General features: G+C 71.3%; 14 protein-coding genes. 9 read left to right on the top strand and 5 right to left on the bottom strand.

The annotated features are described in order from the left end of the window. The first annotated feature begins 189 nt into the window (after positions 1 to 189). Positions 190 to 633: a hypothetical protein gene (locus tag OG329_RS14000; protein WP_405795343.1), complete on the top strand. Its 444-nt coding sequence runs from the start codon at positions 190 to 192 to the stop codon at positions 631 to 633. Positions 634 to 652: 19 nt separating this feature from the next. Here OG329_RS14000 and OG329_RS13995 read toward each other — a convergent pair whose 3' ends face one another. Continuing rightward, the gene (locus tag OG329_RS13995) at positions 653 to 1,258 is read right to left on the bottom strand and encodes a Maf family protein (RefSeq protein ID WP_405795341.1); all 606 of its coding nucleotides are present in this window, start codon (positions 1,256 to 1,258) and stop codon (positions 653 to 655) included. Between OG329_RS13995 and OG329_RS13990 the strand changes: the two genes are divergently transcribed. Then, positions 1,257 to 1,562 (top strand): hypothetical protein, encoded by a 306-nt coding sequence (locus tag OG329_RS13990; RefSeq protein WP_405795339.1) that lies wholly within the window; start codon positions 1,257 to 1,259, stop codon positions 1,560 to 1,562. The genes OG329_RS13995 and OG329_RS13990 overlap by 2 nt on opposite strands. A 174-nt stretch (positions 1,563 to 1,736) precedes the next feature. On the opposite strand, the gene mmpB is transcribed toward OG329_RS13990, so the two are convergent. The 3 genes from mmpB to OG329_RS13975 form a co-directional block, all read right to left on the bottom strand. Continuing rightward, complete coding sequence (gene mmpB / locus OG329_RS13985) at positions 1,737 to 1,865, bottom strand: morphogenic membrane protein MmpB (protein WP_405795338.1); 129 nt, start codon at positions 1,863 to 1,865, stop codon at positions 1,737 to 1,739. A 99-nt stretch (positions 1,866 to 1,964) separates the two neighbouring features. Next, positions 1,965 to 2,171: an acyl-CoA carboxylase epsilon subunit gene (locus OG329_RS13980; protein ID WP_405801822.1), complete on the bottom strand. Its 207-nt coding sequence runs from the start codon at positions 2,169 to 2,171 to the stop codon at positions 1,965 to 1,967. A gap of 28 nt (positions 2,172 to 2,199) precedes the next feature. Further along, complete coding sequence (locus tag OG329_RS13975) at positions 2,200 to 3,795, bottom strand: acyl-CoA carboxylase subunit beta (RefSeq protein ID WP_405795337.1); 1,596 nt, start codon at positions 3,793 to 3,795, stop codon at positions 2,200 to 2,202. Between the two features lie 125 nt (positions 3,796 to 3,920). Between OG329_RS13975 and OG329_RS13970 the strand changes: the two genes are divergently transcribed. The 5 genes from OG329_RS13970 (at position 3,921) to hutH (ending at position 11,315) form a co-directional block, all read left to right on the top strand. Further along, the gene (locus tag OG329_RS13970) at positions 3,921 to 4,787 is read left to right on the top strand and encodes a biotin--[acetyl-CoA-carboxylase] ligase (protein ID WP_405795335.1); all 867 of its coding nucleotides are present in this window, start codon (positions 3,921 to 3,923) and stop codon (positions 4,785 to 4,787) included. Positions 4,788 to 5,389: 602 nt separating this feature from the next. Continuing rightward, positions 5,390 to 6,550, top strand: a complete 1,161-nt coding sequence (locus OG329_RS13965; RefSeq protein ID WP_405795334.1) for an adenylate/guanylate cyclase domain-containing protein — start codon at positions 5,390 to 5,392, stop codon at positions 6,548 to 6,550. A gap of 57 nt (positions 6,551 to 6,607) precedes the next feature. After that, a complete protein-coding gene (locus OG329_RS13960; protein WP_405795333.1) occupies positions 6,608 to 7,411 on the top strand; it encodes an enoyl-CoA hydratase/isomerase family protein in 804 nt (267 codons plus the stop codon). Between the two features lie 79 nt (positions 7,412 to 7,490). Then, entirely contained in the window at positions 7,491 to 8,633 is a 1,143-nt protein-coding gene (locus OG329_RS13955) for a diguanylate cyclase domain-containing protein (RefSeq protein ID WP_405795331.1), read from the top strand. 1,140 nt (positions 8,634 to 9,773) lie between these two features. Beyond that, a complete protein-coding gene (hutH, locus tag OG329_RS13950) occupies positions 9,774 to 11,315 on the top strand; it encodes a histidine ammonia-lyase (RefSeq protein ID WP_405801820.1) in 1,542 nt (513 codons plus the stop codon). An 81-nt stretch (positions 11,316 to 11,396) separates the two neighbouring features. On the opposite strand, the gene OG329_RS13945 is transcribed toward hutH, so the two are convergent. Continuing rightward, positions 11,397 to 11,672: a hypothetical protein gene (locus OG329_RS13945; RefSeq protein WP_405801819.1), complete on the bottom strand. Its 276-nt coding sequence runs from the start codon at positions 11,670 to 11,672 to the stop codon at positions 11,397 to 11,399. A 114-nt stretch (positions 11,673 to 11,786) separates the two neighbouring features. On the opposite strand from OG329_RS13945, the gene OG329_RS13940 reads away from it, so the two are divergent. Beyond that, positions 11,787 to 12,194, top strand: coding sequence for a hypothetical protein (locus OG329_RS13940; protein WP_405795330.1), 408 nt, complete (start codon positions 11,787 to 11,789; stop codon positions 12,192 to 12,194). Positions 12,195 to 12,373: 179 nt separating this feature from the next. Further along, on the top strand, positions 12,374 to 13,645 hold the full coding sequence (locus tag OG329_RS13935; protein ID WP_405795328.1) for an Ig-like domain-containing protein: 1,272 nt from the start codon (positions 12,374 to 12,376) through the stop codon (positions 13,643 to 13,645). The last annotated feature ends 86 nt before the right edge of the window (positions 13,646 to 13,731 follow it).

Raw genomic sequence — 13,731 nt, 5'->3', positions numbered from 1 at the left:
CAGTAAACGCCGTGTGTGGTCAAGGTCTCTGTCTGGGCGCCCCGGCGCGTCTCTCGAATCTTTGTGGAGTTCCCACTAACGGGTGTCGGATTCTTTGCCGCTGTCCGGGCCCTTGTCCGGGGGTTTACCGGTTAGTAGCCTTCCCGGTGCCGGACGTACTTGGGGTAACAGCGGAAGAGGGTGGGTGTCATGGCGCGCAGACCGGTGGCATGGGTGGCCGCGATCGTGCTGCTCGCGGAGGCGGCCGGCTTCGTTTTCGTCAACGGTCTGATGGCCACCGTCGTCGACAACCAGCAGATGTCACTCGCCGGACTCGACCCGGACGCCATGTCCAACGGAGCCTGGGCGGCGGGCGGCGCCCTCGGTCTCTATCTGATCGTGTGCGCGGCCCTGGTGGGGCGCGCGGCGTTCACGGACCGGGGGTTCGGCCGCGTCGCGCGGTTCGCTTTGATCGGTTGTGCCGTGCTGCACGGGGTGCTCGGCGCGCTGGCGGTGGGGCTGGTGGGGTGGACGGCGTTCGTGGTCATGATGGTGGTGCTGGGGCTGATCGTGCTGACGCTGGTGGCGTACGGCGAGTACGAGGAGAGCACCCCTTCCCGCGGGCCGGCCGAGGCCGGCCCCTCCGCCGCCTGAACGCTCTCCTGTTCGGCGTTCACGCCCACAGATCGGTGATCGCGACGCCGTGCTCGGCCAGCAGCTCGCGCAGCATCGGCATCGACAGCCCCAGCACATTCCCGTGGTTGCCGTCGATCGCGTCGACGAACGGCGCCGAACGACCGTCCAGCGTGAACGCCCCCGCCACGTACAGCGGTTCCCCCGTCGCGACGTACGCGGCGATCTCCGCGTCCGTCGGCTCGCCGAACCGCACCGTGGTCGAACCGGTCCCGGACACACCGCGCCCGCTCACCGTGTCGATCACGCAGTGCCCCGTCCGCAGCACGCCCGACCGGCCGCGCATCGCCTTCCAGCGGGCGGTGGCGGCCTCGGCGTCGTCGGGCTTGCCGTGTGCCTCGCCGTCCAGCTCCAGCACCGAGTCACAGCCCACGACCAGCGCGCCGGCGGCCTCCGGCAGAGCCGCCACTGCCGCGGCCTTGGCCTCGGCGAGCACCCGCGCCAGGTCGGCGGGTGTGGCGGCGGAGATCGCGTCCTCGTCGACGCCACTGACGATCACTTCGGGCGCGAGACCGGCCTGCCGGAGCAGTGCGAGACGGGCGGGGGACGCGGAGGCGAGGACGAGGCGGCGGCGCTGATCGGTCATGACGAGCAGGGTAGCCGTCGTCCCGAGCGCCCTTCATTTCCCGCCGGGCGCTCCGGCTGGGCGACTCGGAGCAGGGCGGGCGGCTCTTACGGGGCTGGACCAGGCCCCTGACGACTCGACGGCGGCAGACAGGCTCCAGACAACGCTGCGGGACGCCCTCGACGCGGATCCGGCGTTCGCGCAACGGCTGATCGCCCCGCTCGAAGCACCGCCGCTGCCCCCGGCGCCCCCCGCCGAGGGGCGGCTCCGCACGGTCCTCGAAGACCGTGATGTGGTGGAGTCGGTCCTTCCTACCAGGCGCTGAGCGAGAAGCTACCGCCCTCCTTGGCGCTGCCGGCCTTCGGCGACGAAAGCCCACGCCACCAGCGAAGATGAAGAGGACGGAGCCGAGCTGGTGGTGTGGCGCTCGCGGGTCAGGCGCCCACCGCACGCGCGGAGCTGTGACGACAGCCGCCAGGCGGGACTTCGCGGACACCCCCTAGCGAACCCCGGCGACGATCATCGCGAGCACCATCGCCAGCGCGAGAACGACCCCCGCGCGGCGCATCATCGCCTGCATGTCCCGCATGTCCTTGGGAGGTTCGTTCTCAGGATCGGACCACAGCATGCGTTCGATCCTGCGGGCGCGGCGGCCCGGACGCCTGAGTACCCGTACTCAAGCCGCCGCCCAACCGCCACGCGCCAGGCGGGATTTGTCAGACCCGGCCTAACCCGGCCAGTACGTACGCGCCCACGCCCGCGGACCCGGACGGCGGATCTCGCCGCGGGCTATCCGGGCCGGGTCGGACCAGCCCGGCGGGGGTGGCGCGGCGCCGGGCGCGGGCTCGGGCCCGGCCGCCGCGCGCGCCCTGACCACCGCGAGCGCGGCGGCCAGCTCCTCCGGAGTCGGATTGCCTCGTACGACCTTGATCATTCCGGCCTCCTGCTGCATCGCTGGCGGGCTAAAGGGGGATGTTGCCGTGCTTCTTCGGCGGCAGGCTCTCCCGCTTCGTACGCAACTGCCGCAGGCCCTTCACCAGATGCGCCCGCGTCTGGGACGGCATGATGACCGCGTCGACGTAGCCGCGTTCGGCCGCGACGTACGGATTCAGCAGCGCGTCCTCGTACTCCGCGATCAGAGCGGCCCGCGTCGCCTCCTGGTCCTCGGCGGCGGCGATCGTACGCCGGTGCAGGATGTTCACCGCGCCCTGCGCGCCCATCACCGCGATCTGCGCCGTCGGCCAGGCCAGATTGAGGTCGGCGCCCAGATGCTTGGAGCCCATCACGTCGTACGCGCCGCCGAACGCCTTGCGGGTGATCACCGTGATCAGCGGGACCGTCGCCTCCGCGTACGCGTAGATCAGCTTGGCGCCGCGCCGGATGATGCCGCCGTACTCCTGGTCGACACCCGGCAGGAAGCCCGGCACGTCCACGAAGGTGATGACCGGGACGTTGAACGCGTCGCAGGTACGCACGAACCGCGCCGCCTTTTCCGACGCGTCGATGTCCAGACAACCCGCGAACCTCATCGGCTGGTTGGCCACGATGCCGACCGGATAGCCCTCGACCCGGCCGAATCCGGTGATGATGTTCGGCGCGAACAGCGCCTGCGTCTCCAGGAATTCGGCGTCGTCCAGCACATGCTCGACGGCGGTGTGCATGTCGTACGGCTGGTTCGCCGAGTCCGGGATGAGTGTGTCCAGCTCCAAGTCCTCGGCGGTGGGCTCCAGTTCGGCCACCTCCGGGAAGGCGGGCGGCTCGGAGAGATTGTTCGACGGCAGATACGACAGCAGCGACTTCACGTACTCCACGGCGTCCTTCTCGTCACCGGCCATATGGTGCGCGACGCCCGACGTCGTGTTGTGCGTACGCGCCCCGCCCAGCTCCTCGAAGCCGACGTCCTCACCGGTGACCGTCTTGATGACGTCGGGGCCGGTGATGAACATGTGCGAGGTCTGGTCCACCATCACCGTGAAGTCGGTGATCGCCGGCGAGTACACGGCGCCGCCCGCGCAGGGGCCGACGATGAGGCTGATCTGCGGGACGACACCCGACGCGTGCACATTGCGCCGGAAGATCTCGGCGAACAGCCCGAGCGCGACCACACCCTCCTGGATACGGGCGCCGCCGCCGTCGTTGATACCGATGACCGGGCAGCCGGTCTTCAGCGCGAAGTCCATGACCTTGACGATCTTCTCGCCGTAGACCTCGCCGAGTGAACCGCCGAAGATCGTGAAGTCCTGCGAGTAGACACAGACCGGGCGGCCGTCGACCGTGCCGTAACCGGTCACGACACCGTCTCCGTACGGACGGTTCTTCTCGATGCCGAAATTGGTGGAGCGGTGCCGCGCGAACTCGTCCAGCTCGACGAACGACCCCTCGTCCATAAGAAGGTCGATCCGCTCGCGGGCCGTCAGTTTGCCCTTGGCGTGCTGCTTCTCCACCGCCCGCGCGGAGCCCGCGTGCGTGGCCTCCTCGATACGGCGCTGGAGGTCCGCGATCTTGCCCGCGGTCGTGTGGCTGTGCTCTGTTCCGCTGGCGATTTCCGGCTCGGACATGGGGATGCGGCTCCCTGCCTGTCTTTTGTCTGGCTCGGCGGCTTGACGTGTGGCTACCGATCCGTAGCGTATCGGCGGGCCCGGCGATCGGCAGTGCGTCGTTGACCACACCTACGCTTGCGCGCATGACCGAGCAGAATGCCGCGGGCAGCCGCTGGACCGACCTCGAACGCCCGCCGCTGAACACCACCGCGCTACGGCGCGGGCTGATCGTGCCGGGCCGCCTGTGGACGTCGCTCGACGTCGTCACGGCGACGGGATCCACCAACTCCGACCTCGCGGCCCGCGCCGGCACGCTCCCGGAGGGCGCGGTGCTCGTCGCGGAGGAGCAGACGCGGGGGCGCGGTCGCCTCGACCGCGCCTGGTCGGCGCCCGCGCGGTCCGGGCTGTTCCTCTCCGTACTGCTGCGGCCGGGACCTGACGTACCCGTCGAGCGCTGGGGGTGGCTGCCGCTGCTCACCGGGGTCGCGGTGGCGACGGCCGTCGCGCGCGCGGCGGGCGTGGACACGGCGCTGAAGTGGCCGAACGACCTGTTGGTGACGGTGGGCGGCGCGGCGGGCAAGGAGGAGCGTAAAGCGGGGGGGATCCTCGCGGAGCGGGCGGGTGACGACGCGGTCGTCGTCGGCATCGGGCTGAACGTCTCCCTCACCGAGTCGGAGCTGCCCGTCCCCGGCGCGGGGTCGCTCGCGCTCGCGAACGCGGTGTCCCTCGACCGCGATCCGCTGCTGCGGGCGGTGCTGCGCGGCCTGGAGCGGTGGTACGGGGCGTGGCGGGACGCCGGCGGGGACCCGGCCGCGTCGGGCCTCCAGGAGGCGTACGTGGCGGGCTGCGCGACGCTGGGGCGGGCGGTGCGGGTGGAACTGCCGGGGGAGCGGCAACTGGTGGGGGACGCGGTGGCGATCGACGGGGACGGGCGGCTGGTGGTCGCGACGGAGGGGGGTGGGCGGGAGTCTGTGGGCGCGGGGGATGTGGTGCATGTGCGGGCGGGGTAGCGGGCCGGGGTTGCGTTTGCCGGGTGCGGGCCGGTGGTCGTTGTCCTCAAGCGCCGGACGGGCTTGGTGGTTGCGGTGGTGGCCGGGGGCCGCTCCGGGGTCATGCCCGGACGGCATGATTTACGGCGCCCAACGGTCCTGGGAAAGCACCGGTCCGGGTTGCGCCACAAATCACGCTTTAGTGTCCGGACACGACCCCTGCGCGTCCCCCTTCAACCCGCAGGGGGTGGGGTTTGTCTGAACTGCGGGTCGGGGCGGCGTGGAGGGGGGCGGGGTCGGAGGGTGGGTGTGTTCGGACACTCAGGCTGATTTGTGTCGCGTGGACATGCCGGTCCCGTCGAGACCAACGAGCCCTGCACGCGGCGTAAATCATGCCGTCCGGACATACCCACCCGCAGGGCCCGCACCCCGCCCCCGGCAACGAGACCGCAACCACCAAGCCCGTCCGGCGCTTGAGGACAACGACCACCGGGGCGCACCCGGCAAACGCAACCCAGCCACCCCGCCGGACGGCACCCCCGCGGCCCCGACCTGCCGTATCGTTGAGGCGATCCACGACAGATCGGCAGGGCAGTGCGCAGGGAACGGGCAGGAGGCGGCTGGTGACGGTCGACGACACGACCTCCGGTGGGGACGAGAAGCCTCCGTCGGACTCCTCCGGTCACCCCACCCCGCACCACGCCGTCGACCACACGGCCGAGCCCACCGACGACCCCCTCGCCATCCGGCTCGAACAGTTGATCCTCGGCGCCGAGCGCCGCTACACCCCCTTCCAGGCCGCCCGCACCGCAGGTGTGTCGATGGATCTCGCGTCCCGCTTCTGGCGGGCCATGGGCTTCGCGGACATCGGCCAGGCGCGGGCCCTCACCGAGGCCGACGTCCTCGCGCTGCGCCGGCTCGCCGGTCTTGTCGAGGCCGGGCTGCTGAGCGAGCCGATGGCGATCCAGGTCGCCCGGTCGACGGGGCAGACCACCGCCCGCCTGGCGGAGTGGCAGATCGATTCCTTCCTCGCCGGTCTCACGGAGCCGCCCGAGCCGGGGATGACGCGGACCGAGGTCACGTACCCCCTGGTCGAGCTGTTGCTCCCGGAGCTGGAGGAGTTCCTGGTGTACGTGTGGCGGCGCCAGCTCGCCGCCGCCACCGGACGTGTCGTCCAGGCCGCCGACGACGAGGAGATGGTCGACCGCCGTCTCGCCGTCGGCTTCGCCGATCTCGTCGGTTTCACCCGGCTGACCCGCCGCCTGGAGGAGGAGGAGCTGGGGGAGCTGGTCGAGGCGTTCGAGACGACCTGCGCCGACCTCGTCGCCGCGCACGGCGGCCGGCTCATCAAGACCCTCGGCGACGAGGTCCTGTACGCCGCCGACGACGCGGGCACGGCCGCGGAGATCGCGCTGCGGCTCATCGAGACCATGACGCACGACGAGTCGATGCCCGCGCTGCGCGTCGGGATCGCGTTCGGCACCGTCACCACTCGGATGGGCGACGTCTTCGGCAACACGGTGAATCTCGCGAGCCGGCTCACCTCGATAGCGCCCAAGGACGCCGTCCTGGTCGACGGCGCGCTCGCGGAGGAGCTGATCCGCACCGGGGACACCCCGGCCTCCGAGGCCGAGGCGGCGGAGGAGGCGGCGAGCGCCGAGAAGGCGGGCGAGGAGCCGCACTCGTACCGCTTCGCCATACAGCCGATGTGGCAGCGCCCGGTGCGCGGGCTGGGCGTCGTGGAGCCGTGGCTCCTGACGAGACGGCCCAAGCCGGAGGACTGACGAGCGCCCGCCTATGATCCCGGTCAACGATCGTTAACCGGGAAGCGGGTGGGTGCGGTGGGCGCGGAGAGCGACCAGCGGTTCGGGGAGTTCGTGGCGGTGCGCAGGCAGGGGTACGTGGCCGAGCTGGTGCTCGACCGGCCCAAGGCGATGAACGCGGTCTCGACCGAGATGGCCCGCTCCATCGGCGCGGCCTGCGCGGCGCTGGGCGCGGACCGGGACGTACGGGTCACCGTCATCACCTCGACCCACGCACGCGCCTTCTGCGTCGGCGCCGACCTCAAGGAGCGGAACTCGCTGAGCGACGCGGAGTTGGTACGGCAGCGGCCCACCGCCCGCGCCGCGTACACCGGCGTCCTGGAACTCCCGATGCCGACCATCGCCGCCGTGCACGGCTTCGCCCTCGGCGGCGGGTTCGAGCTGGCGCTGTCCTGCGACCTGATCGTCGCCGACGCGACGGCGGTCGTCGGGCTGCCCGAGGTGTCGGTGGGCGTGATCCCCGGCGGCGGCGGTACGCAACTGCTGCCGCGCCGCGTCGGGGCCGCCCGCGCCGCCGAACTCATCTTCACCGCACGGCGGTTGGAGGCGCGTGAGGCGCACGAGCTGGGCCTCGTGGACCAATTGGTCGACGCGGCGGCCGACCGTGACGAGGCGCTGGCGCTCGCCACCCGTATCGCCGCGAACTCGCCGGTCGGGCTACGCGCGGCGAAGCGCGCGCTGCGGCTGGGGCACGGGCTGGACCTGCGGGCCGGCCTGGAGGTCGAGGACGCGGCGTGGCGTTCGGTGGCCTTCTCCGGCGACCGTACGGAGGGTGTGGCCGCGTTCAACGAGAAGCGGAAGCCGCAGTGGCCGGGCGAGTAGATCCGCCGGTCGTGGACGGAGAGTGACGACCCCTCGCTCCGAGTGATCAAATCACCCCAAAGCGGCCTAAGGTGGGGTGATGGGAGAGGACGTACGGCTACGCGCCGTGGTGGAGCTGGCCCAGGCCATGGCCTCGGCGCACACCTCGAACGAGTCCTGGCGGGCCGCCGCGCTCGGCGCGCGTGACGCGCTGGCGGGCAGCTTCGCCGCGCTGTCCGTGTGGGAGCGGGACCTCGGGCAGCTCAAGGTCCTGGTGAACGCGGGGGATCTGGCGCCGGGGGAGGAGGAGTTCCCGGAGGACGAGTCGTATCCCGTGCACCGGTTCCCCGAGATCGCCGAGTTCCTGCACGAGCGATGGGCGGGCGGCGGGGAACCCAACGCGTGGGTCGAGACGGTCGACGGCCCGGCCGCCGCCGCGGGTCAGCCCGGCTACTGCCATCAGCGGGTCGCCGCGCTGCGCAGACGCGGCCGGGGGTGCTGCGTCGTCGCGCCGATCGTGCTGCACGGGCGGGCGTGGGGGGAGCTGTACGTGGCGAGGCGGCTCGGGGAGCCGGTCTTCGGGCGCGACGACGCGGATTTCGCGACCGTCATCGCGTCGGTCGTGGCGTCCGGGATCGCGCAGACGGAACGGCTCGAAGAGGTCCGCCGACTGGCCTTCACGGATCCGCTGACGGGCCTCGCGAATCGCCGCGCGGTGGACATGCGCCTCGACGAGGCGGTCGCCCGGCACCGTACGGACGGGTCGGTCGTCAGCCTGGTCGTCTGCGACCTCAACGGCCTCAAGCGGGTCAACGACACGCATGGCCACGCGGTCGGTGACCGGCTGCTGGAACGGTTCGGCTCGCTGCTCTCCGTATGCGGGGCGCGACTGCCGGGGGCGCTGGCCGCGCGGCTGGGCGGGGACGAGTTCTGTCTGCTGACGGTGGGGCCGCCGTCCGACGCGGTGGTCGAGGTGGCCGACGAACTCTGCCGCCGGGCCGCCGAGTTGGAGCTGGGCGAGGGGGTGGCGTGCGGGGTCGCCTCGACGGGCGACGCGATCGGGCCGCTGCCGTCGGCCCGCCGGCTGTTCCGGCTCGCGGACGCGGCGCAGTACCGCGCGAAGGCGGCGCGGTCGGTGGGGCCGGTAGTAGCGGGCCGGGACGGCGGGGTGCTGCGCCTGGCGGACGAGCCCCCACGGCCACCGGTGGCGGGCGAACGTCGCCGCTTCCGCGGGATGACATGACCGGGTCCGCCCGGTGGTCGGGTTGTCCTCAAGCGCCGGACGGGCTTGGTGGTTGCCGGTTTTGTTTGCCGCCTGCGGGTCGGTTTCGTCCTCAAGCGCCGGACGGGCTTGGTGGTTGCGGTCTCGTTGCCGGGGGCGGGGTGCGGGCCCTCCGGGTGGGTATGTCCGGACGGCGTGATTTACGCCGCGTGCAACGCTCGTTGGTCTCGACGGGACCGGCATGTCCACGCGACACAAATCAGCCTGAGTGTCCGAACACACCCACCCTCCGACCCCGCCCCCCTCCACGCCGCCCCGGCCCGCAGTTCAGGCAAACCCCACCCCCTGCGGGTTGAAGGGGGACGCGCAGGGGTCGTGTCCGGACACTAAAGCGTGATTTGTGGCGCAACCCGGACCAGCACCACACCAACACCGCTGGGCGCCGTAAATCATGCCGTCCGGGCATGACCCCGGAGCGGCCCCCGGCCACCACCGCAACCACCCAGCCCGTCCGGCGCTTGAGGACAACCCGCCACCGGGCCGCAGGCGGCAAACAAAACCGGCAACCACCCAGCCCGTCCGGCGCTTGAGGACAACGACCACCGGGCCGCACCCGGCAAACGCAACCCGGGCCCCCCGGAGCGGCCCCGGCCACCACCGCAACCACCCAGCCCGTCCGGCGCTTGAGGACAACGACCACCGGGCCGCACCCGGCAAACGCAACCCGGGCCCCCCGGAGTCGCCCCCGGCCACCACCGCAACCACCCAGCCCGTCCGGCGCTTGAGGACAACGACCACCGGGCCGCACCCGGCAAACGCAACCCGGGCCCCCCGGAGCGGCCCCGGCCACCACCGCAACCACCCAGCCCGTCCGGCGCTTGAGGACAACGACCACCGGGCCGCACCCGGCAAACGCAACCCGGGCCCCCCGGAGTCGCCCCCGGCCACCACCGCAACCACCCAGCCCGTCCGGCGCTTGAGGACAACGACCACCGGGCCGCACCCGGCAAACGCAACCCGGGCCCCCCGGAGCGGCCCCGGCCACCACCGCAACCACCCAGCCCGTCCGGCGCTTGAGGACGAAACCGGCCCGCAGGCGCGGGTACACGCGACCCCCTAGTGACACGTTGAGTTTCAATCCGTACGCTCCTGAATATGGATATGCACACTGTCGTCGTCGGGCCCACCGGCACCACCGCCGAAGACGTCGTCGCCGTCGCCCGCGGCAACGCCCGCGTCGAGATCTCCGCCGACGCCCGCGCCGCGCTCACCGCGGCCCGCGAGATCGTCGACGCGCTCGCCGCCAAGCCCGAGCCCGTGTACGGCGTCTCCACCGGCTTCGGCGCGCTCGCCAGCCGCGCCATCGGCCCCGACCTGCGCGGGCGGCTCCAGCGCAACATCGTGCGGTCGCACGCCGCCGGCATGGGCCCCCGCGTCGAGCGCGAGGTCGTGCGGGCGCTGATGTTCCTGCGGCTCAAGACCCTCGCGTCCGGGCACACCGGCGTACGCCCGCAGGTCGCGCAGACCATGGCGGACGTGCTGAACGCCGGGATCACGCCCGTCGTCCACGAGTACGGCTCCCTCGGCTGCTCCGGCGACCTCGCGCCGCTCTCGCACTGCGCGCTGACCCTGATGGGTGAGGGCGACGCCGAGGGCCCGGACGGCGTCCTGAAGCCCGCCGGCGAGCTGCTGGCCGCGCACGGCATCAAGCCCGTGGAACTGCGCGAGAAGGAGGGCCTGGCGCTTCTCAACGGCACCGACGGGATGCTCGGCATGCTGGTCATGGCCCTCGCCGACCTCCAGCGGCTCTACACCTCGGCCGACATCACCGCCGCGCTGACGCTGGAGGCCCTGCTCGGTACGGACAAGGTCCTCGCCCCCGAGCTGCACGCCATCCGCCCGCACCCCGGCCAGGGCGCCAGCGCCGACAACATGCTGCGGGTGCTCGCCGGGTCCGGGCTGACCGGGCACTTCCAGGAGGACGCGGCGCCCCGGGTGCAGGACGCGTACTCCGTGCGCTGCGCCCCCCAGGTCGCCGGCGCGGGCCGGGACACTCTGGCGTACGCCCGGATCGTGGCGGACCGCGAGCTGGCCTCCGCCGTCGACAACCCGGTCGTGCTGCCGGACGGCCGCGTGGAGTCCAACGGCAACTTCCACGGCGCCCCCGTCGCGTACGTCCTGGACTTCCTCGCGATCGTCGCCGCCGACCTCGGCTCCATCGCGGAGCGCCGCACGGACCGGCTGCTGGACAAGAACCGTTCGCACGGTCTGCCCGCCTTCCTCGCGGACGACCCCGGCGTCGACTCGGGCCTGATGATCGCCCAGTACACGCAGGCCGCGCTGGTCAGCGAGATGAAGCGGCTGGCGGTCCCGGCGTCCGTCGACTCCATCCCGTCGTCGGCGATGCAGGAGGACCACGTGTCCATGGGCTGGTCGGCGGCGCGCAAGCTGCGTACGGCCGTCGCTCATCTGACGCGCATCGTCGCCGTCGAGCTGTACGCGGCGACCCGGGCGATCGAGCTGCGTACCGGCCTGATGCCCGCGCCCGCCTCGCGCGCCGCCGTCGAGGCGCTGCGCGCGGCGGGGATCGAGGGGCCGGGGCCCGACCGGTTCCTGGCGCCGGATCTCGCGGCGGCCGAGGCGTTCGTGCACGAGGGCAAGCTGGTGGCGGCGGTGGAGCCGGTGACGGGCCCGCTGGCCTGAGCCGGGACCGTACAGCGTATGACGTACGCGGAGGGGGCCGCTCGACAGCCGGGCGGCCCCCTCCACCTACTCGCTCCCGCGTCAGACCGCGGACTCGCCCCTGCGCACCGAGTGCGCGACGAATGCCACGCCCACGGCCAGGAACGCTGTCCCGGCGACCAGATAGGGCGTGGTGTCCACGCCCGTTCCGGTGTCGGCGAGGGTGAGCCCCGCCGTGTCGTCCTGGGTGGCTGCGGGGGGCTGCTGCTGACCGGCGCTCTGCTCGCTCGTGGCGTTCGCCGAGGGGACGAACCACATGGCGCAGAGCAGGATTCCGGCGGCTATGGCCGTCAGCAGCGGTCGGCGTACGACGGACACGTACACGTAATCGATCTCCCTTGGGAAAACGCCGAATTGGCTGGGTGCGCCGATGCTAGTGAAAGCAGCGGGTCGTAGGAAAGCCACCCGGGGCGACGGGCCTACTCTCCGGTTATGAGCACTCCTGAGACATCCCGTTTTGTCCGGCTGCACGTTGAACTGGTGCTGGAGATCAGCGACCCGGACGACCTGACCGAGGCCGCGCTGACCCGTATCGCGACGGACGATTCGATGCCCGACGAGGAACGTGACCACGCCAGGTCGGCCGTACGGGAGGACGGGGCGGAAGCCCTCGCGTATCTCGTGGAGCCGTCCGACCTGGTCGGCGAGGTGCCCGGCGTGGAGCTGGCCCAGGCGTCGTGGAGCAGCGAGCTGATCGACTACGACCCGGAAGCCGTGGAATGGGATCTGGACGAGGACGACGAGCACGACGAGCACGACGGGACGGACGGCGACGGCGACGGTGACGGTGCCGCGGAGGGCGTCCGTAGCGCAGAGATCCGCCGCCCCGGCAGGATTTAGCACGCGAGCGTGACACCCTTGGCCCCGGGACGCGGTCATCTGCGACCCCGGGGCCTTACACATGGGCCGCTCGTGTACATCCCGTGGTGCGAGTGGCGTTGCCCACATCTTCGTCCGATGTGGAACCGGGTGAACCGGTACGGGTGTTCTTAAAGGTCATGGGCAGGGAATCGGCGACGATGGAGAAGCGTGTGATGACGAACGGCAAGCGGCGCAAGGGCCTGGCGGCCGCGTCCGCACTGCTCGGCGGAGTGCTGGTGCTCTCGGCCTGCAGCGGTGGCGATGGTGGGAACAGCGCCTCCGGAGCCGAGTCTTCGAAGGATTCGGCGGCACAGGTGGACGAGGCCGCGGCGAAGGACACGTCCGAGGCCCAGATAGCCATCTCGCCCAAGAACGGTGCCGACAACGCGGGCATCAACAACGACGCGAAGGTCACCGTCACCAAGGGCACGCTCACCAAGGTCGACATGACCACCGCCGACGGGACCGCCGTCAAGGGCACCCTGGCCGCCGACGCGAAAAGCTGGAAGCCGGACGGCCAGCTCGAACGCTCCACGACGTACAAGATCACCGCCACGGCGAAGGACTCCAAGGACCGCGAGGCCCACGAGAACTCGTCCTTCACCACCGTCTCGCCGGACAACAGCTTCATCGGCAACTTCACGCCCGAGGACGGTTCCACCGTCGGCGTCGGAATGCCGGTCTCGCTCAACTTCGACAAGGGCATCACCAACAAGGCCGCCGTACAGGGCGGGATCACCGTCACGTCGAGCAGCGGCCAGGAAGTCGTCGGCCACTGGTTCAACTCGCAGCGCCTCGACTTCCGCCCCGAGCAGTACTGGCAGGGCGGCTCCACCGTCACCCTGAAGCTGGCGCTCGACGGCGTCGAGGGCGCGAACGGTGTCTACGGGGTCCAGCAGAAGACGGTCACCTTCAAGATCGGCCGTAACCAGGTCTCCACGGTCGACACCAAGGCCAAGACCATGACCGTCCAGCAGGACGGCAAGACGATCAAGACGATCCCGATCTCCGCCGGCTCGCCGGAGAACCCGACGTACAACGGTCAGATGGTGATCTCCGAGAAGTTCAAGGAGACCCGGATGAACGGTGCGACGGTCGGCTTCACGGACGACGACGGCAAGGGTGAGTACGACATCAAGGACGTCCCGCACGCGATGCGGCTGTCCACGTCGGGCACCTTCATCCACGGCAACTACTGGGGCGACGACTCGATCTTCGGTTCGTCCAACACGAGCCACGGCTGTGTCGGTCTGAACGACGCGAAGGGCGCGAACGACCCCAACCAGGAAGGCGCCTGGTTCTTCGACAACTCGATCGTCGGTGACGTGGTCATCGTCAAGAACTCCCCGGACAAGACCATCGCCCCCGACAACGGTCTCAACGGCTGGAACCTGAACTGGGCGGACTGGCAGGCCGGCTCCGCCGCCTGATCCAGTCCGGTCCAGTCCCGTTCCTCTTCCTGCTCCGTCCGTTACGCGCGCTGCGGCGGCACCCGACCCGGGTGCCGCCGCAGCGC

It is taken from the genome of Streptomyces sp. NBC_01506, assembly GCF_045040295.1.
GTDB lineage: Bacteria > Actinomycetota > Actinomycetes > Streptomycetales > Streptomycetaceae > Streptomyces.
The sequence above is the reverse complement of the archived record's forward strand: the minus strand, read 5'-3'. Positions and strand labels throughout refer to the sequence as shown.

Coding starts and splice junctions, on each gene's coding strand:
- OG329_RS13970 (WP_405795335.1), top strand. CDS start 3,921: ATGACCGAGCAGAATGCCGCGGGCAGCCGCTGGACCGACCTCGAACGC.
- OG329_RS14000 (WP_405795343.1), top strand. CDS start 190: ATGGCGCGCAGACCGGTGGCATGGGTGGCCGCGATCGTGCTGCTCGCG.
- OG329_RS13980 (WP_405801822.1), bottom strand. CDS start 2,171: ATGATCAAGGTCGTACGAGGCAATCCGACTCCGGAGGAGCTGGCCGCC.
- OG329_RS13955 (WP_405795331.1), top strand. CDS start 7,491: ATGGGAGAGGACGTACGGCTACGCGCCGTGGTGGAGCTGGCCCAGGCC.
- OG329_RS13995 (WP_405795341.1), bottom strand. CDS start 1,258: ATGACCGATCAGCGCCGCCGCCTCGTCCTCGCCTCCGCGTCCCCCGCC.
- OG329_RS13990 (WP_405795339.1), top strand. CDS start 1,257: ATGACGAGCAGGGTAGCCGTCGTCCCGAGCGCCCTTCATTTCCCGCCG.
- OG329_RS13935 (WP_405795328.1), top strand. CDS start 12,374: ATGGAGAAGCGTGTGATGACGAACGGCAAGCGGCGCAAGGGCCTGGCG.
- OG329_RS13940 (WP_405795330.1), top strand. CDS start 11,787: ATGAGCACTCCTGAGACATCCCGTTTTGTCCGGCTGCACGTTGAACTG.
- OG329_RS13975 (WP_405795337.1), bottom strand. CDS start 3,795: ATGTCCGAGCCGGAAATCGCCAGCGGAACAGAGCACAGCCACACGACC.
- mmpB (WP_405795338.1), bottom strand. CDS start 1,865: ATGCTGTGGTCCGATCCTGAGAACGAACCTCCCAAGGACATGCGGGAC.
- hutH (WP_405801820.1), top strand. CDS start 9,774: ATGCACACTGTCGTCGTCGGGCCCACCGGCACCACCGCCGAAGACGTC.